Origin of the sequence: Xanthobacter cornucopiae (assembly GCF_043195065.2) — a bacterium.
In the GTDB taxonomy this organism is placed as follows: Bacteria; Pseudomonadota; Alphaproteobacteria; order Rhizobiales; family Xanthobacteraceae; genus Xanthobacter.
On the sequence record NZ_CM195531.1, the window covers coordinates 2,233,914 to 2,259,032 of the forward strand.

General features: G+C 70.2%; 19 protein-coding genes. 14 read left to right on the forward strand and 5 right to left on the reverse strand.

The window, feature by feature from the left end; all coding sequences use genetic code 11:
• Positions 1 to 23: 23 nt before the first annotated feature.
• From V5F53_RS09950 to V5F53_RS09970, 5 genes are all read left to right on the forward strand, one after another.
• Positions 24 to 1,856, forward strand: coding sequence for a methylmalonyl-CoA mutase family protein (locus V5F53_RS09950; RefSeq protein ID WP_393996280.1), 1,833 nt, complete (start codon positions 24 to 26; stop codon positions 1,854 to 1,856).
• A gap of 19 nt (positions 1,857 to 1,875) precedes the next feature.
• Positions 1,876 to 2,235: a hypothetical protein gene (locus V5F53_RS09955; RefSeq protein ID WP_393996281.1), complete on the forward strand. Its 360-nt coding sequence runs from the start codon at positions 1,876 to 1,878 to the stop codon at positions 2,233 to 2,235.
• A gap of 211 nt (positions 2,236 to 2,446) precedes the next feature.
• Complete coding sequence (gene scpA, locus V5F53_RS09960; RefSeq protein ID WP_393996282.1) at positions 2,447 to 4,621, forward strand: methylmalonyl-CoA mutase; 2,175 nt, start codon at positions 2,447 to 2,449, stop codon at positions 4,619 to 4,621.
• On the forward strand, positions 4,618 to 5,550 hold the full coding sequence (locus V5F53_RS09965; RefSeq protein ID WP_393996283.1) for an MBL fold metallo-hydrolase: 933 nt from the start codon (positions 4,618 to 4,620) through the stop codon (positions 5,548 to 5,550). The genes scpA and V5F53_RS09965 overlap by 4 nt, the downstream gene beginning before the upstream one ends.
• A gap of 442 nt (positions 5,551 to 5,992) precedes the next feature.
• Positions 5,993 to 6,442, forward strand: a complete 450-nt coding sequence (locus V5F53_RS09970; RefSeq protein WP_393996284.1) for a carboxymuconolactone decarboxylase family protein — start codon at positions 5,993 to 5,995, stop codon at positions 6,440 to 6,442.
• A 291-nt stretch (positions 6,443 to 6,733) separates the two neighbouring features.
• Here V5F53_RS09970 and dxs read toward each other — a convergent pair whose 3' ends face one another.
• The 4 genes from dxs to V5F53_RS09990 all read right to left on the reverse strand — a co-directional run bounded on the left by dxs (position 6,734) and on the right by V5F53_RS09990 (position 12,568).
• Complete coding sequence (gene dxs / locus V5F53_RS09975) at positions 6,734 to 8,665, reverse strand: 1-deoxy-D-xylulose-5-phosphate synthase (protein ID WP_393996285.1); 1,932 nt, start codon at positions 8,663 to 8,665, stop codon at positions 6,734 to 6,736.
• A gap of 158 nt (positions 8,666 to 8,823) precedes the next feature.
• Positions 8,824 to 10,338, reverse strand: coding sequence for a hypothetical protein (locus V5F53_RS09980; protein WP_393996286.1), 1,515 nt, complete (start codon positions 10,336 to 10,338; stop codon positions 8,824 to 8,826).
• A 364-nt stretch (positions 10,339 to 10,702) separates the two neighbouring features.
• Positions 10,703 to 11,689 (reverse strand): hypothetical protein, encoded by a 987-nt coding sequence (locus V5F53_RS09985; RefSeq protein ID WP_393996287.1) that lies wholly within the window; start codon positions 11,687 to 11,689, stop codon positions 10,703 to 10,705.
• A gap of 6 nt (positions 11,690 to 11,695) precedes the next feature.
• A complete protein-coding gene (locus V5F53_RS09990; protein ID WP_393996288.1) occupies positions 11,696 to 12,568 on the reverse strand; it encodes a glycosyltransferase family 2 protein in 873 nt (290 codons plus the stop codon).
• Positions 12,569 to 13,708: 1,140 nt separating this feature from the next.
• Between V5F53_RS09990 and V5F53_RS09995 the strand changes: the two genes are divergently transcribed.
• Together V5F53_RS09995 and V5F53_RS10000 are read left to right on the forward strand one after the other, a co-directional pair.
• Complete coding sequence (locus V5F53_RS09995; RefSeq protein WP_393996289.1) at positions 13,709 to 14,926, forward strand: hypothetical protein; 1,218 nt, start codon at positions 13,709 to 13,711, stop codon at positions 14,924 to 14,926.
• Positions 14,927 to 14,933: 7 nt separating this feature from the next.
• Complete coding sequence (locus tag V5F53_RS10000) at positions 14,934 to 15,524, forward strand: protein-S-isoprenylcysteine O-methyltransferase (protein WP_393996290.1); 591 nt, start codon at positions 14,934 to 14,936, stop codon at positions 15,522 to 15,524.
• Between the two features lie 339 nt (positions 15,525 to 15,863).
• On the opposite strand, the gene V5F53_RS10005 is transcribed toward V5F53_RS10000, so the two are convergent.
• Positions 15,864 to 16,154: an exodeoxyribonuclease VII small subunit gene (locus V5F53_RS10005; RefSeq protein ID WP_393996291.1), complete on the reverse strand. Its 291-nt coding sequence runs from the start codon at positions 16,152 to 16,154 to the stop codon at positions 15,864 to 15,866.
• A gap of 131 nt (positions 16,155 to 16,285) precedes the next feature.
• On the opposite strand from V5F53_RS10005, the gene V5F53_RS10010 reads away from it, so the two are divergent.
• From V5F53_RS10010 to V5F53_RS10040, 7 genes are all read left to right on the forward strand, one after another.
• Positions 16,286 to 17,446 carry an ATP phosphoribosyltransferase regulatory subunit gene (locus tag V5F53_RS10010; RefSeq protein WP_393996292.1) on the forward strand — a complete coding sequence of 387 codons (1,161 nt, stop codon included), beginning with the start codon at positions 16,286 to 16,288 and terminating at the stop codon, positions 17,444 to 17,446.
• Positions 17,443 to 18,435, forward strand: a complete 993-nt coding sequence (gene hisG / locus V5F53_RS10015) for an ATP phosphoribosyltransferase (RefSeq protein WP_393996293.1) — start codon at positions 17,443 to 17,445, stop codon at positions 18,433 to 18,435. Before V5F53_RS10010 ends, hisG begins: the two co-directional genes overlap by 4 nt.
• Before the next feature lie 524 nt (positions 18,436 to 18,959).
• The gene (locus V5F53_RS10020) at positions 18,960 to 19,748 is read left to right on the forward strand and encodes a sulfite exporter TauE/SafE family protein (protein WP_393996294.1); all 789 of its coding nucleotides are present in this window, start codon (positions 18,960 to 18,962) and stop codon (positions 19,746 to 19,748) included.
• A 258-nt stretch (positions 19,749 to 20,006) separates the two neighbouring features.
• Positions 20,007 to 22,637: an aminopeptidase N gene (gene pepN / locus V5F53_RS10025; protein ID WP_393996295.1), complete on the forward strand. Its 2,631-nt coding sequence runs from the start codon at positions 20,007 to 20,009 to the stop codon at positions 22,635 to 22,637.
• A gap of 159 nt (positions 22,638 to 22,796) precedes the next feature.
• Positions 22,797 to 23,084, forward strand: coding sequence for a hypothetical protein (locus V5F53_RS10030; protein WP_393996296.1), 288 nt, complete (start codon positions 22,797 to 22,799; stop codon positions 23,082 to 23,084).
• 202 nt (positions 23,085 to 23,286) lie between these two features.
• The gene (locus V5F53_RS10035; RefSeq protein WP_393996297.1) at positions 23,287 to 24,225 is read left to right on the forward strand and encodes a LysR family transcriptional regulator; all 939 of its coding nucleotides are present in this window, start codon (positions 23,287 to 23,289) and stop codon (positions 24,223 to 24,225) included.
• 156 nt (positions 24,226 to 24,381) lie between these two features.
• Entirely contained in the window at positions 24,382 to 25,104 is a 723-nt protein-coding gene (locus V5F53_RS10040) for a nitroreductase (protein ID WP_393996539.1), read from the forward strand.
• Positions 25,105 to 25,119 lie beyond the last annotated feature (15 nt).

The window sequence follows — 25,119 nt, forward strand, 5'->3', positions numbered from 1 at the left end:
CGCCTGTTTCCGGAGGCCCAGCCATGACCACCCTGCCCTTCGCCACCGACCTGCCGCCCGTGACCCGCGAGGACTGGCTGAAGCTGGTGGACGGCGTGCTCAAGGGCGCGCCCTACGACAAGAAGCTCGTCACCGCCACCTACGAGGGCCTGGCCCTCGACGCGCTGCCGCCGCGCAAGCCCCAGGCGCCGATCCTGGCCGGCCGCGCCGCCGGCGCCCCCTGGATCATCTCCCAGCGGGTGGACCAGCCCGACCTTGCCGCTGCCAACGCCCAGGCGCTGGAGGATCTCGACGGCGGCGCCTCCGGCCTGTCCCTGGTGTTCGCGTCCGCCCCCGAGGCGCGCGGCTTCGGCCTGCCCGACGGCGCCGACCTGGAGGTTGTGCTCAAGGACGTTCTGCTCGACCTGATCGAGACCCGGATCGAAAGCGGCGCCTTCGTCGGCCGCGAGGATGCGCTGGCCTTTGCCGCCGTGGTGGAGGCCCGCGGCCTCGACCCCAAGGCGGTGTCGGTGTCGTTCGGCCTTGATCCCCTGAGCGATTTTGCCGCCGCCGGCACGCTGCCGCTGGCGTGGCCGCTGCTGGCCAAGCGCTTCGCGGAAACCTCCGCCCTGCTCGCCGCCAAGGGCTTCCAGGGGCCCCTCGCCCGCGCCTCCGGCACGGTCTTCCACGCCGCTGGCGCCTCCGACGCGCAGGAGCTGGCGGCGGTGCTCGCCGCCGCCGTGGCCTATCTGAAGGCCTATGCCGAGGCCGGCGTGCCGCTGGAAGAAGCGGCGACCCGCATCGAGGCGGCCCTGGTGGCCGACGTGAACCAGACCGCCACCATCGCCAAGTTCCGCGCCATCCGGCTGCTGTGGGGCGCGGTGCTGCGCGAATCCGGCCTGCCGTCCACGGCGCTGAAGGTGCATGCCACCACCGCCTGGCGCTCGCTCACACGCCGCGACCCCTATGTGAACCTGCTGCGCACGACGGTGGCGGCGTTCGCGGCCGGCGTCGGCGGCGCCGACAGCGTCACCGTGCTGCCCTTCACCCAGGCGCTCGGCCTGCCGGATGCGTTCGCCCGCCGCCTCGCGCGCAACACCCAGGTGATGCTGATCGAGGAATCCAACGTGCACCGGGTGGCCGACCCCGCCGCCGGCGCCGGCGCGGTGGAGGCCTATACCGATGGCCTCGCGCAGAAGGCCTGGGACCTGTTCCGCACCATCGAGGGACGCGGCGGGCTCGCCGACGTTCTGTCCGATCGCTGGCTCCAGGGCGAGATCGCGGAGGTGAAGGCCCGTCGCGACAAGGATGTGGCCACCCGCAAGGCGCCCATCACCGGCACCTCCGAATATCCCATCCTGGTGCAGGAAGCCCCCGAGGTGCTGGCACCCCTGGCCGCCCGGCCGGCCCCGGCTGCCGATGGCGCGCTCCAGCCCTACCGCGTCTCGGAAGCCTTCGAAGCCCTGCGCGACGCCGCCGAGGCCGCGCCCCGCACGCCCACCGTGTTCCTGGCGACCCTGGGCCCGGTGGCCGCGTTCACCGCCCGCGCCACCTTCGCCAAGAACTTCTTCGAGGCCGGCGGCATCGCCGCGGCCGTGCCGGACGGCTTCGCTGACCTCGACGCGCTGGTGGCCGCCTTCAAGGCGGCGGGAACCCCCTTCGCCTGCCTGGCGTCCTCCGACGAGGTCTATGCGTCCGACGCGGCAGCCGCAGCCACGGCGCTGCAGGCCGCCGGCGCGGGTGCGGTGTGGCTTGCCGGCAAGCCGGCGGCGATCGAGGCCGAACTGAAGGCCGCCGGCGTGAGCGGCTTCCTGTTCGCGGGCTGCAACGTGCTCGACACCCTCGCCGCCGCGCAGGCTGCGGCCGGGCTGGAGTGAGCTCAGGGAGGCCAGTGCCATGTCGCCCGCGCTGAAGATGGCCGCGTGCCTTGCCGCCAGCGTCGCGCTGGCGGCGCCGGCAGCGGCCGCCTCCCGCCATGACGGCACCTGGAGCATCACCACGTCGGCGGAGGATGGCGCCTGCGCCACCAATTTCGACTTCAAGCTCAAGGTGCGGGATGGCAAGGTGACCTACGCCGGGTTTTGGCCGGTGAAGGCCACCGGCGGCATCAGCCGGCTCGGCGTGGTGCGCATGACCCTCGCCCACGGCCGCCAGCGCGTGCTCGCCACCGGACGGGTGGAGGGCGACGCCGCGTCCGGGGACTGGACATCGCCACAGCCGAAATGTTCCGGCTCGTGGTTCGCCAAACGCGCCTGACTGCGCGCACGGCGCGGACGGGTCACCGGATGCACCGCGCCAGGTGCTGCGGCAGCGCCCCCCGCGCGGGGCGCAGGGAGAGTTCGCCAGATGCGCCGCACGGCGCGGACGGTTCGCCGAATGCGCCACACGGCGCCAGATGAGTGCAGGCGGGTGCGCTGGGCAAGCCGCGACCCGCGCCAGAAGCCGACGTCTTCGAGGGGACAGAACCATGAGCCAGATCCCGAATTTCGCCGCCATCGACTGGCGCGCCCCCGAACTGCAGGCGCCGGCTGCGGCGCAGCCTTTCCCCGCCGGTGGCGGGGTGTGGACCACGCCAGAGGGCATCGACGTGAAGCCCCTCTATGGTCCCGCCGACATCGCCGATCTCGGCTATATCGACACCTATCCCGGCATCGCCCCGTTCCTGCGTGGCCCCTATGCCGGCATGTACGCCACCCAGCCCTGGACCATCCGCCAGTACGCCGGCTTCTCCACGGCGGAGGATTCCAACGCCTTCTACCGGCGCAACCTGGCCGCCGGCCAGAAGGGCCTTTCGGTCGCCTTCGACCTCGCCACCCATCGCGGCTACGATTCCGACCATCCGCGTGTCGCCGGCGACGTGGGCATGGCGGGCGTCGCCATCGACAGCATCTATGACATGCGCACCTTGTTTTCCGGCATCCCGCTGGACCAGATGAGCGTATCCATGACCATGAACGGCGCCGTGCTGCCGGTTCTGGCGCTCTATGTGGTGGCGGCGGAAGAACAGGGCGTCTCCCACGCCAAGCTCTCCGGCACCATCCAGAACGATATTCTTAAAGAATTCATGGTGCGGAACACCTATATCTATCCGCCCGCACCCTCCATGCGCATCATCTCCGACATCTTCGCCTATACGTCCAAGGAGATGCCGCGCTTCAACTCCATCTCCATTTCCGGCTACCACATGCAGGAAGCCGGGGCGACCCAGGACCTGGAGTTGGCTTATACCCTGGCGGACGGCGTGGAATATGGCCGCGCCGGCTCCAAGGCGGGCCTGCCCATCGACGTGTTCGCCCCGCGCCTCAGCTTCTTCTGGGCCATCGGCATGAATTTCTACATGGAGGTGGCCAAGCTGCGCGCCGCCCGCCTCCTGTGGACCCGGCTGATGGGCGATCTCGGCGCCAAGAATCCCAAGTCGCTGCCGCTGCGCACCCACTCGCAGACCTCCGGCTGGTCGCTCACCGCCCAGGACGTGTTCAACAACGTCATGCGCACCGCCATTGAGGCCATGGCGGCCACCCAGGGCCAGACCCAGTCGCTGCACACCAACGCCCTCGACGAAGCGCTGGCCCTGCCCACCGACTTCTCCGCCCGCATCGCCCGCAACACCCAGATCCTGTTGCAGCAGGAAAGCGGCACCACCCGCCAGATCGACCTCTGGGGCGGCTCCTATTATGTGGAGAAGCTCACCTACGACCTCGCCGCCAAGGCCTGGGCCCACATTCAGGAGGTGGAGGCGCTGGGCGGCATGGCCAAGGCCATCGAGGCCGGCATCCCCAAGCTGCGCATTGAAGAGGCCGCCGCCACCACCCAGGCCCGCATCGACGGCGGCGCCCAGACCGTGGTGGGCGTCAACAAGTTCAAGCCGCACAAGGACCGCCTCATTGACGTGCTGAAGGTGGAAAACGCCACCGTGCGCGCCGCCCAGATCGACAAGCTGAAGCGCCTGCGCGCCGAGCGCAGCCCGGCCGAGGTGGAGGCCGCCTTGACCGCCCTCACCAATGGCGCCGCCGGCGGCGGCAACCTGCTGGAGCTCGCCATCAATGCCGCCCGGGTGAAGGCCACCGTGGGCGAGATTTCCGACGCGCTGGAGAAGGTGTTCGGCCGCCATCGCGCCGAGATCCGCGCCATTTCCGGCGTCTACAAGCGGGAGGCCAGCGCCATGAATGACAAGGTCGGCAAGGTCCAGAAGCTGGTGGAGGCGTTCGAGCAGGCCGAAGGCCGCCGGCCGCGCATCCTGGTGGCCAAGGTGGGCCAGGACGGCCACGACCGCGGCCAGAAGGTGATTGCCTCCGCCTTCGCCGATCTCGGCTTCGACGTGGATATCGGCCCGCTGTTCGCCACCCCGGAGGAGGCCGCCCGCCAGGCGGTGGAAAACGACGTGCACGTGGTGGGCATCTCCTCCCTCGCCGCCGGCCACCTCACCCTGGTGCCGGCGCTGAAGGCGGCGCTCGAAGCCGAAGGGCGCGGCGACATCATGGTGGTGGTGGGCGGCGTTGTGCCGCCGCAGGATTACGAGGCGCTCAAGGCGTTCGGCGCCGAGGCCATCTTCCCGCCCGGCACCGTCATCGCCGATGCCGCTGGGGAATTGCTGAACACGCTGTCGCACCGCCTCGGCCACACCCTGGAAGCCGCCGAGTGACATTCCCTGCTCCCGGCGGCGCGGACGCCCCCGCCGCCGGGACGGCCCCCCTGGCGCCCCTGGGCTCCACCTTGCGCCTCCTGCAGCCGGCCCCCCACGTGCTCGCCTTCTATGACGGGCGCGTTCCCGGCACACGGCTCCATAGCGCCGCCGAGAACTGGCTGGACGACGGCGCCTATGCGCTCGGCATCGCCTCCTATGCGGTGATCGACGGCGCCGAGGCGCTGCTCTATGACAGCCACATTTCCCTCACGCACGCTCACATCATCCGCCAGGCTCTGGAGAAGCGGGGCGTCCGGACCATTCGCCTTGTGCTGAGCCACTGGCACGACGACCATGTGGCCGGCAACGCCGTGTTCGCCGATTGCGAGATCATCGCCAGCGTCGAAACCGCCGCCGCGCTCGAAGCGCATCGTGCGCGGCTCGAGGCCGCCGACCCACCCATCCGGCCCCTGGTCGGGCCCACCCGCACCTTCTCCGGCCGCCTGGACTTGAGCGTGGGGGAACTGGCGGTGCAATTGCACCACATGGACATTCACAGCCGGGACGGCGTGGTGGCGCTGCTGCCCGGCGGCCTGCTGCTGGCCGGCGATACGCTGGAAGACCCCATCACCTATGTGGACGAGCCGGACCGGCTCGCCATCCACCTGTGCAACCTCGATGCCCTGGCGGCCCTCGGCGCGCGACGCCTCCTGCCCAACCACGGGGCGGCGGAGGTGATCGCCGCTGGCGGCTATGGCCCGGACCTGATCGCCGCGACCCGGCTCTATGTGGCGCGCCTGCTGCGGCTCAAAGCGGAACCGGAGCTGGCGGCGCTGGACCTGCGCACCTTCGCCGCCGACGCCTTTGCCACCGGCGCCATCACCTATTTCGCGCCCTACGAGGCCGTGCATCGCAAGAATGTCGAGGCGGTGATGGTGCCCCGGTAGCACGCGGCACCTGGGCGGCGGGCCAAAGAGGTGGACCAAAGAGGTGGACCAGGAGAGGCGGCGAGGGGCGGCGGCCACGGGTGGGGAATGATCCGCATGCGGTTTGCGACGGGTGCCGCATCGGCCGGCACCACAGCGGGACGCCCGATTCGACCGGGAAGCGACGCATGGGAAGCGCGCCCTTTGATGCGATCGGCCCCGGTCTTCGACGGGGGCCAAGCGGGTCCTCTCAACTGGGTCCGCTCAAGCCCCGCGGGGGCTTGACCAAAAGCCCATGTGTCACGCTCAGGGGCCTTTGGTATCGGCCCGTCTTCAGCGCCCTACATATTGTCTATTAAATCTATATACTATATAAAATGATGGCTTTCCCGCCGCTCTCGCGGCGGCGAGGACGGAGAGCGCCGCGCCATGGCCCATGCCTGGCGATCGACAGGAGACGCCGATGCCATCTTCCGCAGCCGCCCAGTCTCATGCCCCCGCACCCGGCACCCAGGAGGCCCACGCTCCGCTGTCGCCGGCCGAGCGCGAGCGCTACGAAGCCAATTACCTCGCCCTGTTCGGCGGGGCCTCGGACACCGCGCGCCGGCGCTGGGACGTCACCTCCCGCCACGGCCGCGCCGACGTGGCCCGCCTGATCGAAGACGTGCGGATCAAGGTCATCCACGAGAACCGGCTGGACCTGAAGGTGCAGCAGCTCGTGCACTTCGCGCAGTTGCTCGCCCTCGGCAAGAAGGCGGCGGCCGAGCACCACGCCCAGGCGGCCCTGAAGGCCGGCGCCAGTGTCGAGGACCTGCTCGGCGTGGTGGAAACCGCCTTCATCACCGGCGGCGTGCCAGCCTATTCCATCGGGATCGAGATCATTTCCGAGATCGACGCCGCCGACGCGAAATGACACCCGGAAAGGGCGCCCGCTCCGGCACGCGGCGCCCTTCTCCTATCCGGCGCGCCCCCATGGCGATACACGCAAGCGGGCGGCGGCCGCGCGATGATGGCCTTGGAGCGCGACCGCCCCAAGGCGGATCGCCCAAAGGCGGATCGCCCCAGCCTCGCCGCATCAGACCATCGGCCCCGGTCTTCGACCGGTGCCAAGCAGATCCCCTCAAGTCAGTCCGCTCAAGCGCCGCGCGGGCTTGACCAAAGGCCCAGGTGTCACGCTCACCGGCCTTTGGTGTCAGCCGTCGCCTCAACCGGCCTTGGCCCGGCCCCTCTCCGCCTGCCCTGCGCGTAGCAGCCCCTCGGCCTTGGTGAGGATGGCGTCGGCGTCGAGCCCGGCCTCAGCCAATTGGCGGGCCTGGGTTTCCTGGTCGATATAAAGGTCCGGCAGCACCATGGCGCGCGCCTTCAGGGCGCCGGAGTCCAGCGCGCCTTCATCGGTGAGGAGCTGCAGCACATGGCTGCCGAAGCCACCCACCGCGCCCTCCTCCACGGTGATGAGCGCGCGATGGCCCGCTGCCAGCTTCAACAGCAGGTCGCGGTCCAGCGGCTTGGCGAAACGGGCGTCGGCCACGCTCACCTTGAAGCCCTTTGCCTCCAAGCGCTCGGCGGCCTTCAGGCAATCGCCAAGGCGCGTGCCGAGGGACACGAGCGCGACATCCCCCTCGCCGGAACCGGCCACCAGCCGGCCCTTGCCGATGGGCAGCACCGCGCCCCGGTCCGGCCGCTCCACCCCCACCCCCTCGCCGCGCGGAAAGCGGATGGCGAGTGGCCCGGCGTCATGGGCCACGGCGGTGGCGATCATATGGGTCAACTCGGCCTCGTCGGCCGGCGCCATGACCGTCATGCCCGGCAGGCACGCCAGGAAGGCGATGTCGAAGGCGCCGGCATGGGTCGCCCCATCGGCCCCCACCAGGCCGGCGCGGTCGAGGATGAAGCGCACCGGCAGGCCCTGCAGGGCCACATCATGCACCACCTGGTCGTAGCCGCGCTGCAGGAAGGTGGAATAGATGGCGCAGAACGGCTTGAAGCCCTCCGCCGCCAGCCCGGCCGCGAACGTGACCGCGTGCTGCTCGGCGATGCCCACGTCGAAGGTGCGGCCGGGATGCACCTGACCGAACAGATCGAGCCCGGTGCCCGAGGGCATGGCGGCGGTGATGGCCACCACCTTGTCGTCGCGCCCCGCCTCGGCGATCAGGCTCTCCGCGAACACGCGGGTATAGGCGGGGGCGTTGGACTTGGCCTTCTGCTGGGCGCCGGTGAGCACGTCGAACTTGACCACGCCGTGGTACTTGTCGGCGCTCGCCTCGGCGGGGGCGTAGCCTTTGCCCTTCTGCGTCACCACATGCACCAGGATCGGCCCGGTCTTGGCGTCGCGCACATTGCGCAGCACCGGCAGCAGGTGGTCGAGATTGTGGCCGTCTATGGGACCGACGTAATAGAAGCCCAGCTCTTCGAACAGGGTACCGCCGGTCCAGAAGCCGCGCGCGAACTCCTCGGCCCGCTGCGCCCCGCGCTCCACGAACTTGGGCAGGCGGCCGGCGATCTGCTTGCCGATCTCGCGCAGCGAGCGATAGGTGTGGCCGGAGATGAGCCGCGCCAGATAGGCCGACATGGCCCCCGTGGGCGGGGCGATGGACATGTCGTTGTCGTTGAGGATGACGATGAGGCGCGAATCCATGGCGCCAGCATTGTTCATGGCCTCGTAGGCCATGCCCGCCGACATGGCGCCGTCGCCAATCACGGCGACCACGTTGCGATCCCCGCCCGAGAGGTCGCGCGCCACCGCCATGCCCAGCCCGGCCGAGATGGAGGTGGACGAGTGGGCGGCGCCGAACGGATCGTACACGCTCTCCGCGCGCTTGGTGAAGCCCGACAGTCCGCCGCCCTGGCGCAGGGTGCGGATGCGCCCGCGCCGGCCGGTGAGGATCTTGTGCGGATAGCACTGGTGCCCCACGTCCCAGATGAGCCGGTCGTGGGGCGTGTTGAACACATGGTGCAGGGCCACCGTCAGCTCCACCACGCCGAGCCCGGCCCCCAGGTGCCCGCCGGTCACGGAGACCGCGTCGATGGTCTCCGCGCGCAATTCGGCAGCGAGCTGGGCCAGCTTGTCCTGGGGCAGGCGCCGCACGTCGGCGGCATCGGTGATGGCATCGAGCAACGGGGTCTTCAGGGGCGTCACAGAACCACTCCGCGCCGGACCCGCCGGCGACAAGCGAGGCTTACACAGGGAAATGATATGGCGCAACGCGCGGCATTAACCATTAGACCTGTGGCGGGGCGCATCTTGTGGCGCCCCGGTGCGGCGGCTTCAAGGCGCGCGGCGGGGCGCCGGGGGCCTCACAGCCCCGGCACGAAGCGGGCCAACTGGCGCTGGACCTGCCACACGAATCCCTTCGGCAGGTGCGCGCCAGGCTTCAGGTGACCGGTCAAATGCTGCCACGGCGCGACGAAATCGGCATCCGCGGCCAGGTCGGAAACCTTCAGCCGGCGGCCGTCGGCGATACGCTTTTCCAGCTGGATGCCGACCGTCGGGCGCACATGGGCGAGACGAATGGAGCGCTCCACCAGCTCCGGCGAAACCGCGCCGTCGTCCACCGCCGCGAACAGCGCCTCGAACCACACCCACCCCAGCGGATTGTTGTGCGACACCCAGGGCTGGTGAATCATGTCGGTGTAGTGGATGAGGCTGGTGACGCCGGGCTCGTAATGTTCCAGGTCGTTCCAGACATGGGGGATCACCCGTTCCGGCGGGCGATTGTTCACCACCATGTCCTCCATCAGCCTCTTATAGGTGATCTCGCCCCGGTCGAGGCGGGCGACGATGTCGCCGATCTCCCATTTCAGCCGGGCGCAATTGAGCAGCAGCACCGAATTCTGGGCCACACGGCCGGAACCGGGGCGCAGCTTGACCGTGCGCAGGTCGAAGTCATCGTCGGAAACCGACCAGAAGTTGCGGATGTCCTTGAACACCTGCATATCGGAATCCACATAGACGCCCAAGCCCTCGTAGCCGCACAGCTGCGGAATGAGGAAGCGCTGGAAGCTGAACGGCGTCTTGCCCCGGTTGGCCGGGTCCCTGGCCTGGGGAATGGGGATGTTGGCCTCGGCCAGCGACACCACGTCCACGGCAATGGAGGAGAAGCGCTGAATGGAATCGGCCAGCACCTCCACCGCCAGTTCCTGCTCGGGCTCGGCGCCCACGAACACCTTCACCGGGGCCTGGATGCCCAGCGGATGAAGCCGCGCCTTGGTGCGGTAGAGAATCTGGGCGAACTTCTCGAACTGGATGTCGAAGCTCTGCTGCGCGTTGGACAGCCGGGTGCTGGCCTCCAGGTCCTTGAAATCGCGCGCATAGGCGGTGCCGCCGTCAATGCCGATGGTATGGATCGTCTTCTCGCCGCCCAGCGCCAGCAGGCCGAGCGCCGCCTCGGCACTGAAATAGGAGAGCGGCACCACCGGCCCCTCACCGCGGCGCTGGCTGGCGGGCGCGGTTTCCGCATCATAGGTCAGCAGCCGGCCTTCCTTCTGCAGCTTGGCCAGGATCGGCAGCTCGCCGACATAATCCTGGAGCGTCTTTTCGCGCGGGCGGAACTCCTTGTGGGGAATCCACGGCACCACCAGGAAGCGCGCGTTGGCGTCGATGGCCTCGGCGCAATCGGCCACCACGTCGATGTCCACGGCGTGGGTGAGCAGCACCGGCCGGTCGCGCACCACGTGGTTCAGGCCGAACAGGTGATAGCCCTCGGGGCCGAACGCCCCGATGTTTCCATAGGTCGGCCCCTTGCCGACGATGAGCCAGGGCTTGGCCCGGCGCTCCGCGAAACGGTCGAACCATTGGAAGAAGTTCTGCACAGCACGCTTCCCTGTGTGCGGCCCGACACGGCGGCGTGCCGGGCAAGTCCTCACATGCCCATCCCGGCGCACGCGCCTCGGCACCAGGGCCGATCATGCCGCCGCCGGCTGCGGGTCATCACCATGTGAGCACCCGATTTCAACGATCCGGCGCGGAACCGCGCGCCAGCTTCCAGGGCGCCTCCGCCCGGCCACGACGGCTCCGGGGCCGGCCGTCAGGTGGGGCCAGCATAGCGAAGCGAAAATCGAATGGGAAACGGATCGCGCGGTCCATAATGCCGCTGCCGCCCTGTCCACCCCCCGCCGCGGAGACATCGAGGCCCCGGGCCGCGGGGCGCGCCTGCGCGGGTTCCGCACCGGCCCGTCACGCCACCAGCAGCGCCGCCGCCGGCAACGGCTGGGCGCCGAGATGCAGGTTCAGCGCCGCAAGGTCGAAACCGCCGGCCTGGAGCGTCGCGCGCCAACCCGACAGGTCGATCTTGTAGGGATTGTCGCGCAGAAGCTGCACCTTCACCAGGGGCAGGCCGCCGGCGAGCAGCGCCCGCCAATGGGTGAGCGTGGCGTTGCCGGCGCCGGGCACCTGCGCCAGCACCTCCACCCGGGCGCCACCCGCCTCCAGCGCGGCCTGAAGCGGCACCTCGTAGGCGCGGATCACCGCATCCTTATCGGCCAGGGCGCGAATGCCGGCGAAGAAGGCGCGGGTGCCGGCCCGCTCCAGGGCCGCGCGCTTGAGCACGAAGAAATAGCTCTGCACATGGGGCGCGAACAGGTCGCAGCCGGTGGCCGCCACCGCCGGCGCGGCGGAGCCCGCGACCCGCGCCGCAAAGGCGGGAAACAGCGCCGGGGAATGATAGACGCTGTCGTTGGCGAACCACAGCGCCTCGCTCTCCCACAGCCCCGGCCACAGCCGCAGCACGCTGGCCCAGGCGGCGAAATCGTAGCCGTGGTTGGCGCGCACCACCACCGCGTCGGCCACCTGCGGCCCCGGATCGAGGCAGCGCAGGTCGGCCCGGTCGGTGGTGGCGATCAGCACCACCCGGCAGCCGGCGGCCCGCAGGCTGCCGGCATAGTTCAGCAGATGCGGCCAGAAGCGGCCGTCCGGGCTGAAGCTCACCAGCAGGCACACCGGGCCGGTTCCTGGCGGCAGCGCGCGCACCACGGCGAGGCGCTGCGCGTCCACCTCGGTGTCGCCGGCAGGCCCGGCCACCACCGCGGTGCGCCCCGCCTGGAGCAGCGACAACGCCTTGCGCAGATTGAACGCCGGGTCGCGCCGCGCCAGCAGCTTCAGCGCGGCGGTGGCGAGATGGCGCGCCGCGCGCGGGCGGTCGATGGCGTCTTCAGGCTCGGTCATGGCGCCTCACTTCCCCGGTGCCACCGGCAGCGGGTCGAACAGGCCACGCAGCTTGCCGGCACGCACCGCCACCCGGTGGGGATTGAACAGCAGCCCCGCCAGCACGCAGCCGGCCGCGAGCTTCAGCGCCACCGCCGCGCGCGAGGGCAAGCGGCCGTATTTCGCGCGCACATAGCGCTCGGACTGCTGCTTGAAACGGTTGATGGCGAAGGTCTGCGCGAAGCTCGGCGTGGAGGAGCGCCCGCCCGCATGCATCGCCCGCGCGCCTGTCACCACCACGATCGGCACCCCGCGGGCAATGGCGCGCAGGGAAAAGTCGTCATCCTCGTGGTACAGAAAGATGGCCTCGTCGAAGCCGCCGAGATCGAAGAACGCCTGGCGCGCCATCAGGAAGGCGGCGCCGTGGACGAACCGGGTGCAATAATCGCCGGCGATCTCCCCCGCCCGCAGCCGGGCCCGGCGGGGCACCGGCTCCAGGATGGTGCCTTCCTTGCGCATCAGGCGCCCATCCTCGCCGACGATGGCCGGCATCAGCACCGCCGGATCGCCATAGGCGCGCACGGCGGCGAACAGCACGTCGATGGCGTCGTCCGCCAGCACCGCATCGGGATTGAGGAACATCACATAGGGCGTGGTGGCGCGCCGGGCACCGGCGTTGCAGGCGGCGCCGAAACCGGCGTTGCGGCCCATGTCCACCACCTGCGCCGGCCGCGCCAGCCGCTCCCGCCACCGCGCGCCATCCGGGCTGGCATTGTCGACGATGATGACCGCGCAATCACCCGGCACGCTCGCCACCGCGCGAGCGATCACGGCGCCGCTGTTATAGGTCACGAACACCACGGTGAGGCGCGGCGCGGCGACGGGGGATGTGGCGGGCACGGGAACAGCCTCGGATTCGCCCGGCGGCCGTCGATCGGGCGGCACCGGCGCGCCCTTCCTGCCCCCGCCGGGCCGCCAAGACAAGCCCCCGCCTCCGCGCGCCGCAGCGACCGGGGGCCCGCGCGCCGGCGCGCGGGCCCCACAACACACCGCCCCCCGGACGGCCTGCGCTGCAGTGGAAACGGCGCTGCGGCGCTGCGGAAAGGATGAGCCCGAAGCCCGGCATCTGGCCTAATCCCTCGGCGCAGCGCGCGAAGCACGCCCGCTGCGCCCCGGAAAAGCCGCCCCCGCCAACCCTGGCGGGCACCGCCGCGCCCACCTTGGTCCCCAATGGCGCGCTTGCCTCGGCTGCGTGGCGGCGCGGCCCGGCCAATGGAGCGCAGCGGAAGCCAGAGCTCCCGGCGGCCCCTACTTGCCCCAGCTGTCGTACGGAACGCACGCGACCGACAGAACAGGACGCAAACCAGATGACCTCGGCGGCCCTCGCCGATGCGGGAACGGCACCCCAGCGCCGCCCGCTCCACCGCAGCGGAAAGGACGAGCCAGAGGCCCGACATCTGGCTTCTCCATCGGCGCAGTGCGCCTGATATTCCCGCTCGGCAGCCCCTGGAAAGCCGCCTCGCCAGCGCTGGACACCATCACCGAGCCCCCTGACCCAGGGGGGGCGTGTGCCACGACCGCGTTGCGGAACTGCCCCGCCCGACCCTAAAGGAGCGAGGCCAAGCCCCCGGCGCCCCACGCCTGCCTCGGCTGTGGCGCCGGACGCGCGCCCGACAACGCAGGGAGCAAGCCAGGCGACCGCAGGCCGGCCCCAAAACCGGAATGCCCCTCCAGCGCCGCGCGCGCCATCGAAGCGAAAGGGGCGTGCCAAAAGCCCGGCATCCGGCTTTTCCATCGGCGCAGTGCGCGAAATACGCCCGGGAGCGGGGGCCGCAATGCGGGCGTGCCGCGCCCGACGCGGTGGCAGCGGCGGCGCAGCGCAGCGCGATTGCCGCCCCAGGCGGCGGGACCGAAGCCGCCGCTTCGGCATTTGACCTTCCACCGGCGCAGCGAAATGCTCTAGAAGCCCCGCCCATGCGGGACGGTTCGAGCGGGCGCGTGATGCGTCGCCATGTGTTTTTCGCGGCGGGGTATCACCCCATGAGCGTGGCTGAGCACTTCCGGGTGTTCACGCGCGAGCTCGGCCGCTTCGCCGGCGTGTGGTCGGTGGAGGCCTGCGGCCTGGATGCCGCCCCCGAGCCCACGGCCACCGGCGCCTGCTGGCGCGCGCGGGCCACCGGGCCGGGCTGGACCACCCACGTCACCTACGAAATCCTGGCCTGGGACGACCTTGCCCGCGCCGACATGGCGCGCTCGGGCTGGTCCCATGCGAAGGGACAGGTGAAGGCGGTGGCCGACATGGTGGCGAGCGGCACCCTCGCCCGCTACTTCCGCGCCAGCCGGCGCTATGGCCTGTTCTTCGTCTTTACCTATCTGCTGCTGGCCGGGCTGTGGACGTTCGCCGCCGGCATCGGCCTGCTGGCCGGGCTGGCGCTGGCGCCCACGGCCGGCGCCCCGGCGGCGGCGCTGGCCGGCGGCGCCATCGCGCTCGCCTGCGCCCTGCTGCTGATGCGCTGGCCGGGGCGGCGGCTGCATCTCAAGCAGTCCCTCGATCTCGCGGAATTCTCGGTGGACTTCGCCCACGGCCGCCACCACGAGGTGGACACGCGGGTGGCGGCGTTCGCGGAGCGCATCCGCGCCGTGGTGGCCACCGCCGCCGAGCAAGGCCTGGACGAGGTGGTGATCGCCGGCCACAGCCTCGGCGCCATGCACGTCATCTGCGCCCTGGCGCAGGCGCTGCGGGACGAGCCGGCGCTGGGCCGCGCGGTGCCAGTGCGGCTCATCACCCTCGGCAGCACCACCGCCAAGTTCGCCCTGCACCCCGCCGGCATCCGGCTGCGGCAGGCGGCGGAGCAGGTGGCGGCGGCGCCCGCCATCGGCTGGCTGGAAATCCAGTCGCGGGATGACATCGTGAGCTTCTACAAGGTGAACCCGGTCACCCTCGGCCCGGCCGAGATCATCGACCGCAAGCTCAGGCGCGGCGACTTCACCCAGCGGCCCCTGGTGCGCCACGCCGCCATTCGCGACATGATCACCCCCGCCACCTACCGCCGCTTCCGGTTCGACGTGATGCGCCTGCACTGCCAGTGCTTCCTGGCCGGCGACCTGCGCGCGCCCCACGATTTCTACGCCTATGTCTGCGGCCCCCTGCCGTTCGACGCGCTGGCTGCGGACACGGGCGGCCTTCTGTCCTATGTGGATGCCAGCGGCCGGCTGAAGCCACGCCCCGCCGCCGCCCCGGATTCTTCAAACCCCTGAGAGCTCGATGACCCTCCTCGCCTTTTCCAAGATCGCCTGGGCGGTCGGCGTCGTGGCCTGGTATGTGCTGCGCATCCCGTTCGAGCGCAAGGCGCGCCGCATGGCGGTGACCAACGCCCGCCATCGCACCGCCCGCGACATGACGCTGCTCACCATCTCCACCCTGGGGCTCGGCGTCACCCCGGCGGTGTACGCCCTCACCGGCCTGCCGCGCTTTGCCGCCTACCCCCTCGGCCCGCTGCAGGTGGCCGCCGGCATCGCCGTGTTCGTGTTCGCGCTGTGGCTGTTCTGGCGCACCCACAAGGCCATCGGCCGCAACTGGTCGGTGACGCTGGAGATCAAGGAAAAGCACGAGCTGGTCACCACCGGCATCTATGCCCGGGTGCGCCACCCCATGTATTCCGCCTTCTTCCTGTGGGCCCTGGCCCAGGCGCTGCTGCTGCCCAACTGGATCGCCGGCCCGGCCGGGCTGGTCGGCTTCGGCATCCTGTTCTTCTTCCGCGTCGGACGGGAGGAGCAGATGATGCGCGAAGCCTTCGGCGCCCAGTATGACGCCTATGTGCGCCGCACCAAGCGCATCATCCCCGGCCTCTATTGACGCACGACCGGCCCACCGGCCCCACGGGAACAAACGCCGAAACCGCGCGGACCAGCGATTCGCTCCCGCTGCGTTCCCGTTTCCGCCCCCGCACCGTCCCGGATCGGGACGGCCGACCGGCCAGCCCGCGGGACGAAGCGGGAACCCGGCAGGTGCCGCGATTCGCCCCGGCTTTGTTCCCGCTCCCCCCTCGCGGCGCGCCGGCCCGGTCCCGGTGCGGGACGCCGGCCGACGGGGGAACAGCTGCGGAACCGGCGGCGGGACGCGATTCGGTCTCCACCTGTTCCCGCCGCGTCCCGCCCCACCGCTCCGCCGTGCCAGGGTGGGACAGCGTGACCCTCAGTTCTCCGGATCGAGGGGGGTGAGACCGGCCGGGCGGCCCTCGGCGTCGCGGGTGATGGTGTCGACCCGCGCCTCGGCCTGCTTCAGCAGCGCCTCGCACCTCTTCTTCAGCGCCTCGCCGCGCTCGTAGATGGCGATGGATTCCTCGAGCGGCACGTTGCCCTTCTCCAGGCTGGCAACGATCGCCTCCAGTTCCGCCAGGGCCTGCTCGAAGGTGAGACCCGCCACGTCCGCCGCCTTCGCCGCCTTGGCACCCTTGGTGGCGCCGCCCGTTCCCGCTTCGGCCATGGCCGTCTCCCGCTGATTCCGTGGCCGCCACCATAGACGAGCCGCGCCGGCTCCTTGAAGGGCGGCGCGACGGGGTGGCCCAACCGCGCCCCCTTTGGTAGAAGGCCCGCACTCAGATGGAAACCAGCCCCATGTCCGCCGCGGCGCCCGCGTCCCCTCCCCCGCACGACCCCCGCGTTCTCGAAGAGGCCCTCATTGCCCGCTTCGACGCCGCCGGCTATGTGCGTCTCGATCCGCCCATCCTGCAGCCCGCCGACGTGTTTCTGGACCTGTCCGGCGAGAGCATCCGCCGCAGCCTGTTCCTCACCGCCGATGCCGAGGGGCGCGACCTGTGCCTGCGGCCGGACCTGACCATCCCCGTCGCCCGCGCCGTGCTGCAGAATGCGCTGCCCCTGCCCGCGGCGGTGAGCTACCTCGGCCCGGTCTTCCGCTTCCGCGACGTCGGCTCCGGCGAATTCCGGCAGGCGGGCGTTGAATCCTTCGGCCGCGCCGACACCGAGGCGGCGGACGCGGAAATCCTCGCCCTGGGGCTCGATGTCTGCGCCCTCTACGGCGTGGAGCAGCCGGAAATCCGCCTCGGCGACGTCGGCCTGTTCGCCGCTCTGCTGGACGTGCTGCCCCTCGCCCCGGCGCTGCGTCGCCGGCTGCTGAAGGACTTTGGACAGGGACGGCTCGGCACCGATGTCGCCCGGCTCGCCACGGACAGCCCGGCCGCGACCCATTCCGGCGTGCTGAACGCACTCGCGGGCGCGGACCCGGCGGCGGCGCGGGCCCTCATCACCGACCTGCTCTCCATCGCCGGCATCTCCACCGTGGGCGGGCGCACGGTGTCGGAGATCGCCGAGCGTTTTCTCGAACAGGCCTCGCTGGAGGCCGGCGGCCTCTCCGACGAGACCGCCACGATCCTCTCGCGCTATCTCGCCATCCAGGGCGAGCCGGACGACGCCTGCGCTCAGCTGCGCGCCCTCGCCGGCGACGCCGGGATCAACCTCGCCCCCGTGCTCGACCTGTTCGACCGCCGCACCGGCTTCCTCACCGCCCACGACGTGAACCTGACCGACGTGCGTTTCTCCACCGCCTTCGGCCGACCGCTCGATTACTACAGCGGCATGGTGTTCGAGCTGCACGACCCGGACGGACGCGGCGGCGGCGCCCTGGTGGCCGGCGGGCGCTACGATCGCCTGCTGTCGCGCCTCGGCGCCGGATCGGCGGTGCCGGGTGTCGGCCTCGCCGCCTGGGTGGATCGCCTGGCCGGCCTCGACGCCCTTTCCAGCCGCGGGAGCCAGCCATGACCGCCCCACGCCCCGCTCGTCCCCTCATCCTCGCCGTTCCGTCCAAGGGACGCTTGCAAGAGAATGTCCACGCCTTCTTCGCCCGGGCCGGCATGCCGCTGACCCAGGCCCGCGGCGCCCGCGACTATCGCGGCGCGCTGGCCGGCGTCGAGAATGTGGAAGTGGCCTATCTCTCCGCATCGGAAATCACCGCCGCCCTCGCCGCCGGCACCGCCCACCTGGGGGTGACCGGCGAAGACCTGGTGCGTGAGAACATCCTCGACGCCGAATCCCGCGTCGCGCTGCTGGAGAAGCTCGGCTTCGGCCATGCGAATGTGGTGGTCGCGGTGCCACAGGCCTGGATCGACGTGCGCACCATGGACGATCTCGACGATGTGGCTACCCATTTTCACGGCCGCACCGGCCGGCGCATCCGCGTCGCCACCAAATACGTGAACCTCACCCGCAGCTTCTTCGCCCGCGCCGGCATCGTCGACTACCGCATTGTCGAAAGCGCCGGCGCCACCGAGGGCACGCCGGCGTCCGGCTCCGCCGAGCTGATCGTGGACATCACCACCACCGGAACCACCCTGGCCGCCAACGGCCTCAAGGTGGTGGACGACGGCGTCATCCTGAAATCCGAAGCCAATCTCGTGGCCTCCCTGACCGCGGACTGGAGCCTTGAGGCCCGCGCCGCCGCCCGCGCCATGTTCGATCGCCTGGAAGCGGAGAAGCGCGCGCGGACCAAGCGCGAGGTGCGTACCCGCTTTTCCAGCTGCGATGCCTCTCTGGTGGACGAGGCGGTGGCCCTGTTCCGCTGCGTGGCGCCCTTCGGCGGGCCCACCTCATCGGGCATGCTGACCCTGCATTGCCCGCCCGACACGCTGCACGGCCTCGCCACCTTCCTGCGCGCGCGCGGCGCCAGCATGGTCACGGTGGCGCCCATCGAGTACGTGTTCGCATCCGACAACCCGCTCCACGCGGCACTGGAATCGCGGCTGCCCGCCTGAAGGCGGTGGCTCGGGCGCGGCCGTCAGCACATCGGCCACGCCCGGCAAGGCCTGGAATTGGGCCTGGCGGGCCGGGCCTGAGCGAACACCGATTTAGGCGCCACATCACTGCGGTGCGGATGTGGCGCCCCCTGCCGCAACCGAGCGGCTGCCGGGCAGCCCCTCCCCGCTGAATGCTCGCAGCCTGTTGCACGCAGCCGAGGTCTCCCCGCCCCCCGATCGCAGCCGCACGCCATCGGCGGACTGCAGACCCAACGGCCCCCGCCCGCCACATCCAGCCGCCCGCCGTCCGCCCGGGCGCATCTGCGTGTGCCCCGCCCGCGCCCGAAACGCGACCCTTGAACGGCCCGCCGGGAAAGGCGCCACGCGCCGCTGCTCAAAGCTGTTCCCATATGAATACATCTTTTACTTTAGAATATACCTGAAGCTATATCCTATATTCATTCATATACTACTATTTCAATGGACTTTTAGGCCGTTTCGACCCATAAAAACCCTCGAAAGTCTCCTATGAAGATTTAGCGATGCACGCCCCCTCACGCCCACTCTTCACATTCTCCGTCGGAGGCGCCATCGGCGCGCTCGGCGGGTTGATCGGGCTTGGGGGCGCCGAATTCCGGTTGCCGCTTCTCATTGGCGCTTTTCGCTTCGATGCGCTCGACGCGGTGATCCTCAACAAGGCCGTGAGCCTCGTGGTGGTGGCCTCGGCGCTGCCATTCCGCACGGGCGCGGTGCCTTTGGCGGACCTGATCGGCCAGTGGGGCGTGGTCGTGAACCTGCTCGCCGGCAGCCTGATCGGCGCCTGGATCGGCGCCGGCTGGGCCACCCGGCTCGCCTCCCACGCATTCTTCCGATTGATCTCGGTCTTGCTGGCGGTGATCGCTCTGGTGCTGGTGACTCTGCACCATCCCAACGCCCATGCCGCGCTTTTTTCCGGAGCCACGCTGATGGCGGCGGGCGTGGCGGCAGGCTTCGTGATCGGCATCGTGGCCGCCCTTCTCGGCGTCGCCGGAGGCGAACTGCTCATTCCCACCCTGGTGCTGCTGTTCGGGGTGGACATCAAGCTGGCCGGAAGCCTGGCTCTGGTCGTCAGCCTGCCGACAATGCTGGTGGGCCTTGCCCGCTACAGCCGCGACCGCGCCTTTGGCGTGCTCGGGCAAAACAAGGGCTTCCTGGCGCTGATGGCGCTCGGCTCCATCGCCGGCACCTTCGTGGGCAGCCGCCTGCTGGGCATCGTGCCATCGGCGGTGATGATGCCGGTGCTGGCCCTGGTGTTGCTCTGGTCCGCGGTCAAGCTCTGGCGCCACCCCTGATCCCGCCGCAGCCTCAGCGAACGCCAGGACGAGCGAAGCCGGGCATGACGCGAGCCTGATCGAGGCCCGCGGCAATGCACTGGACGCCGGCCGGTCCCGAGCCCGATCGAACCGACCAGGGGCGTCCGATCGGCGCCGACGCGCGCCCGACTTTCCTCCGCCGCGCTGGCGCACTACTCTTCCGGCCGAAGCGCATCGCGGGTTGCGTCACCCCCCGCATTTCCCCATGCCCGCCGGTGCCCACAGGAGCAGAAGTCCATGCGTGATGCCGAGCCGCAGCCCATCCGCCTCGCCGATTACCGTCCGCCCGAGTGGCTGGTGGACAAGGTGGACCTGGATTTCGCGCTGCATCCCACCCAGACCCGCGTCACCGCCCGCCTGGCGCTGCGCCGCAATCCGAAGGGCACCGCCGGGGCACCCGTGATCCTCGACGGCGACGGGCTGACCCTGGTGCGGCTCGCCATCGACGGCGCGCCGTTGGCCGGCTCCAGCTTCGAGGCCGCGCCCGACCGCCTCGTCCTGGCCCATCCGCCGGCCGACAGCTTCACGCTGGACGTCGAGACGCTGGTGGACCCCACCGCCAACACGCAACTGATGGGGCTCTATCGCTCGTCCGGCAATTACTGCACCCAGTGCGAGCCGGAAGGCTTCCGCCGCATCACCTACTTCCCCGACCGGCCGGACGTGCTCGCCGTCTATACCGTCCGCATTGAGGCCGAGACCGGCGAAGCGCCGATCCTGCTGTCCAACGGCAACCTGGTGCAGTCCGGGCCGGTGCTCGGCAGCACCCGCCACTTCGCGATCTGGCACGACCCGTGGCCGAAGCCGTCCTACCTGTTCGCGCTGGTGGGCGGCAGGCTGGCCAAGGTGTCGGACCAGTTCGTCACCGCTTCCGGCCGGCACGTGGCGCTCGGCATCTATGTGGAAGAGGGCAAGCAGGACCGCGCCGGCTATGCCATGGACGCGCTCAAGCGCTCCATGCGCTGGGACGAGACGGCGTTCGGCCGCGAATACGATCTCGACGTGTTCAACATCGTCGCCGTCTCGGATTTCAACATGGGGGCGATGGAGAACAAGGGGCTGAACGTCTTCAACGACAAATACGTGCTGGCGAGCCCCCAGAGCGCGACCGACGCCGACTATTCCGGCATCGAGGGGGTAATCGCCCATGAATACTTCCACAACTGGACCGGCAACCGCATCACCTGCCGCGACTGGTTCCAATTGTGCCTGAAGGAGGGGCTCACCGTGTTCCGCGACCAGGAGTTCTCCTCCGACCAGCGCTCCCGCCCGGTCAAGCGCATTGCCGACGTGCGCGCGCTGAAGGCGGCGCAGTTCACCGAGGATTCCGGCCCGCTCGCCCATCCCGTGCGACCGCAGACCTATCGGGAAATCAACAATTTCTACACGGCAACCGTGTATGAGAAGGGCGCCGAAGTCGTGCGCATGCTGAAAACCCTCCTCGGGGAGGCGGGTTTCCGAAAGGGCATGGACCTCTATTTCCAGCGCCACGACGGCGAAGCGGCAACCATCGAGAATTTCGTCGCCGCTTTCGCCGACGCCACCGGCCGCGATCTGGCCCACTTCGCCTTGTGGTACGAGCAGTCGGGCACGCCGGTGGTGACCGTGAAGGGCACCTATGACGCAACCGCCGCCACCTACCGGCTGGACGTCTCCCAATCGGTCCCGCCGACGCCCGGCCAGCCGGTGAAGGCGCCGATGGTGATTCCGCTGGTGGTCGGCCTTGTCGGGCCGGATGGCCAGGACCTGCCCCTCGCGCTTGGCAACACGCCAGTCGAACGCGGCGTGCTGGAACTGAGCGCGCCCACGCAGAGCTTCCTGTTCACCGGCATCGAAGCCCGCCCGGTGCCCTCGCTCAATCGTGGCTTCTCGGCCCCGGTCAATGTGGTGAGCGACCTCACCGCCGACGATCGGGTGTTCCTCGCGGCCCATGACTCCGATCCCTTCAACCGCTTCGACGCGGCCCAGGGGCTGGCTCTGGAAGTATTGAAGGCGGGCGCCCGTTCCGGTGCTCCGGCGGCGCCCGACGCGCTGGTCGGCGCGGCGGGGAGCCTGCTGGCCGACACCGCCCTCGACCCGGCCTTCAAGGCCCAGGCGCTGGCCCTGCCGGGCGAGGGCGAGGTCGCCCGGGAACTTGCCACCGACGTAAACCCGGACGCCGTCCACGCCGCTCGCAAGGCGCTCAAGATCGCGGTGGGCTCCGCTTTGGCGGATGGCTTCCTGGACGCCTACGGCGCCCTGGCGGCCACGGGCCCGTTCGCGCCCGACGCGGCTTCCGCCGGCCGGCGGGCGCTGCGCAACCTGGCGCTCGATTATCTGGCGGTCGCCGCTTCGACCGCGGGCATCGCCCGCGCGGCCGCGCAGTTCGAGGCCGCCGACAACATGACCGACCGCCTGGCCGCCCTGGCGGTACTGGCTCAGCACGACGTGCCGGAGCGGGAGCAGGCCCTGGCCGCCTTCTACGCGCGCTTCAAGGATGACGCCCTGGTCATCGACAAATGGTTCATCCTGCAGGCGCAGATTGCCGCGCCGGACACGCTGGAGCGGGTGCGGGGGCTGATGGCGCACCCTGCCTTCTCGCTGGGCAATCCAAACCGGGTGCGCTCACTGATCGGCGCCTTCGCCGCCGGCAATCCAACCCAGTTCAACCGCCCGGACGGCGCCGGCCACGCCTTCGTCGCCGATGTGGTTCTCACGCTGGATTCGAAGAATCCGCAGGTGGCCTCGCGCCTGCTGTCCTCGTTCCGCACATGGCGGCAGCTGGAGCCGGTGCGCCGCGCCAGCGCCGAAGCCGCCCTGCGCCGCGTGGCGCAGACGCCCGGCCTGTCGCCGGACGTCTCCGACATCGCCACCCGCGCCCTGGGTTGATGCCGGGGCGGCCGGCCCAGGGCCGGCCGCCCCGCCGATTGCTGTCGGAAACGGCATAAACTCATTCATGGAGGACCTATTATCCTGAAGCCTGCGCGCTCCTAACTCTCCCCCATCGAAAGCAGCTCTTCGGAGCCGCCGGTTTCAAGGGAGAAGAAAATGCGTACCCTCACCATTGCCACCCTCGCCGTTGCCGCCTCGCTCTCGCTCGCTGGTCTTGCCCGAGCGGATGAGACCGTGTCCCGGGAAAATGCGGAAACCGCCGCGGTGGCCGCCCAGTCCTGGCAGGAAGCCCACCAAGCGCACCATGCCGCATCGGCGCTGGGCTACAGCACGCCGGCATCTCAGCGCGCTCAGCAGATCGAGCAAATCTTCCCCCAGCCCGCGCACGAGAATACAGACACCCAGTTCCTGGAGCAGGGAGACCGGGGCCTCGGCGGCAATTGACCTGGCAACCGGCGATCGAACGCCTATCTCTGATCTGGGGCCGGCGGGCTGTGCTCGACGACCTCGGGTCGGATCGGATCGCCACCGCGCAAGACCACCTGATGCCCGCCGGAAGCGGCGCTGCCAGCATCCGGCGGGGTGAGAGGGACGCGCACATGCGCCGCGCGCCGCGCGCAAAAAGGCAGGGGAAGGGATGCCGCCCATGGCCAGATTCGAGGATGTGGAAGTGTTTCTGCGGGTGGTGGAACGGGGCAGCTTCCACGGCGCCGCATTGCAGCTCGGGTTGCCCGCCACATCGGTGAGCCGCAAGGTGAAGGCCCTGGAAGATCGGCTCGGGGTCCAGCTTCTCCACCGCACCACCCGCCGGGTCTGGCCGTCCGACGCTGGACAGGCCTATTATCAACGCTGCGTGAGCGCGGTAACGCTGCTGGATCAGGCCGACGCGGAAGTGCGGGCCCTGACCGAAGAGCCGGAAGGCCCCCTCAAGGTGCTGCTGCCCCACGCCACCGGCATCATGATCCTGGAACCGGAGCTGGCTGCCTTCCGTGCCCGCTACCCCAAGGTTCAGCTCCACATCACCCTCGACAACCATGCCCTCGACCTGGTGGAGCATGGGTTCGACCTCGCGGTACGGCCCGGACCGGTGCGAGACTCGAGCTATCATGTACGGCGGCTCGGCCTGTCGCCGCTCCATCTTCTGGCCAGTCCCGCCTATCTCGATGAATTCGGGCGGCCGGAGCATCCGCGCGACCTCGCCCGGCATCAGCTGATCGGGCTGCGCTCGGGCCCAGGCCAGATCCTCTGGGCGCTGGAGGGGCCAGACGGCGGGGTGGAGCTGAAGATCGACCCCGCTCTGGTCACCAACGACGCCATCATGGCCACCCGCCAGGCCATCGCCGGCAGCGGCATCGTTTTGTTGTCGCGCTGCCTCAGCCTGCGGCGGGTGGAACTGGGCGAACTGGAGGTGGTGCTGCCGGAGTGGCAGCGTCGCGAACCGCTGGAGACGGTCGCCCTGTTTCCGGCCCGCGCCACGCTGGATCTCAAGGTCCGCGTGTTCGTCGACTTTCTGGCCGAGGTGTTCGGCCGGTGGCACAAGCGGCAGACCCTCACCCGCGCCACCGGAGCGACCACCGCGGCCTGAGCCGTCGCCGCGCCGGCGAAAGGCGCCTATGCTGACGGACGCCCACAGCGGGCGCCGCCCGTCATGCCGGAGCGTCGCCGCACCACCGAAGCGAGGACGCCCATGGCCGACCGGCGCGCCGATGCCGATGCTCCGACCCCACCCCCGCGCGAAACCATGCCACGGCTCGCCACCGATCCGACATCCGGGAATGCCGGCGCCCTCTCGGCCATCGAGGCGATCCGCAGCCGTCGCTCGGTGCGCGCCTTCCTGCCCACACCCGTGGCGCCTGATGTGGTGGACGCGATCGTCGCGCTCGCCGCCCGCGCGCCCAGCGGCACCAACATGCAACCGTGGAACGTGCTGATCCTGTCCGGGGAACCGCTGGCAGAACTCGGCCGCGCGCTGGTGGCCCGGACCATGGAGGGCGAGGCCGGGCCACCCGCATATGCCTATTATCCCAAGCGCTGGCGCCCGCCCTACGTATCGCGACGACGCAAGGTGGGGTGGGATCTCTACAACGCGCTCGGCATCGCCAAGTCGGACACCGCGCGAATGACCGCGCAACACGCCCGCAATTTCTGCTTCTTCGACGCCCCCGTCGGTCTCCTGTTCACCATCGACCGCGACCTGGAGCTGGGCTCGTGGCTCGATTACGGCATGTTCCTGGAAAACATCATGGTGGCGGCCCGCGCGTTCGGCCTCGACACCTGCGCGCAGGCGGCCTTCATCCACCATGCCGACGAGATCGCGCGCCGCCTGGCCATTCCCGACAGTCAGATGCTGGTGTGCGGCATGGCGCTGGGCCACGCCGATCCGGACGCCCCGGAAAACGGCTTCGCCACCGAGCGCGAACCACTGGAGGCCTTCGTGCGGCGGGTGGATCGCCTTGAGCCGTGAGGCGCCACCCGCCGC

Bases quoted from the DNA above. Each gene is read 5' to 3' on its own strand.
- V5F53_RS09950 (WP_393996280.1), top strand. From the start codon at position 24: ATGACCACCCTGCCCTTCGCCACCGACCTGCCGCCCGTGACCCGCGAG.
- V5F53_RS09955 (WP_393996281.1), top strand. From the start codon at position 1,876: ATGTCGCCCGCGCTGAAGATGGCCGCGTGCCTTGCCGCCAGCGTCGCG.
- scpA (WP_393996282.1), top strand. From the start codon at position 2,447: ATGAGCCAGATCCCGAATTTCGCCGCCATCGACTGGCGCGCCCCCGAA.
- V5F53_RS09970 (WP_393996284.1), top strand. From the start codon at position 5,993: ATGCCATCTTCCGCAGCCGCCCAGTCTCATGCCCCCGCACCCGGCACC.
- V5F53_RS09985 (WP_393996287.1), bottom strand. From the start codon at position 11,689: ATGACCGAGCCTGAAGACGCCATCGACCGCCCGCGCGCGGCGCGCCAT.
- V5F53_RS09995 (WP_393996289.1), top strand. From the start codon at position 13,709: ATGAGCGTGGCTGAGCACTTCCGGGTGTTCACGCGCGAGCTCGGCCGC.
- V5F53_RS10000 (WP_393996290.1), top strand. From the start codon at position 14,934: ATGACCCTCCTCGCCTTTTCCAAGATCGCCTGGGCGGTCGGCGTCGTG.
- V5F53_RS10005 (WP_393996291.1), bottom strand. From the start codon at position 16,154: ATGGCCGAAGCGGGAACGGGCGGCGCCACCAAGGGTGCCAAGGCGGCG.
- V5F53_RS10010 (WP_393996292.1), top strand. From the start codon at position 16,286: ATGTCCGCCGCGGCGCCCGCGTCCCCTCCCCCGCACGACCCCCGCGTT.
- hisG (WP_393996293.1), top strand. From the start codon at position 17,443: ATGACCGCCCCACGCCCCGCTCGTCCCCTCATCCTCGCCGTTCCGTCC.
- V5F53_RS10020 (WP_393996294.1), top strand. From the start codon at position 18,960: ATGCACGCCCCCTCACGCCCACTCTTCACATTCTCCGTCGGAGGCGCC.
- pepN (WP_393996295.1), top strand. From the start codon at position 20,007: ATGCGTGATGCCGAGCCGCAGCCCATCCGCCTCGCCGATTACCGTCCG.
- V5F53_RS10030 (WP_393996296.1), top strand. From the start codon at position 22,797: ATGCGTACCCTCACCATTGCCACCCTCGCCGTTGCCGCCTCGCTCTCG.
- V5F53_RS10035 (WP_393996297.1), top strand. From the start codon at position 23,287: ATGGCCAGATTCGAGGATGTGGAAGTGTTTCTGCGGGTGGTGGAACGG.
- V5F53_RS10040 (WP_393996539.1), top strand. From the start codon at position 24,382: ATGCCACGGCTCGCCACCGATCCGACATCCGGGAATGCCGGCGCCCTC.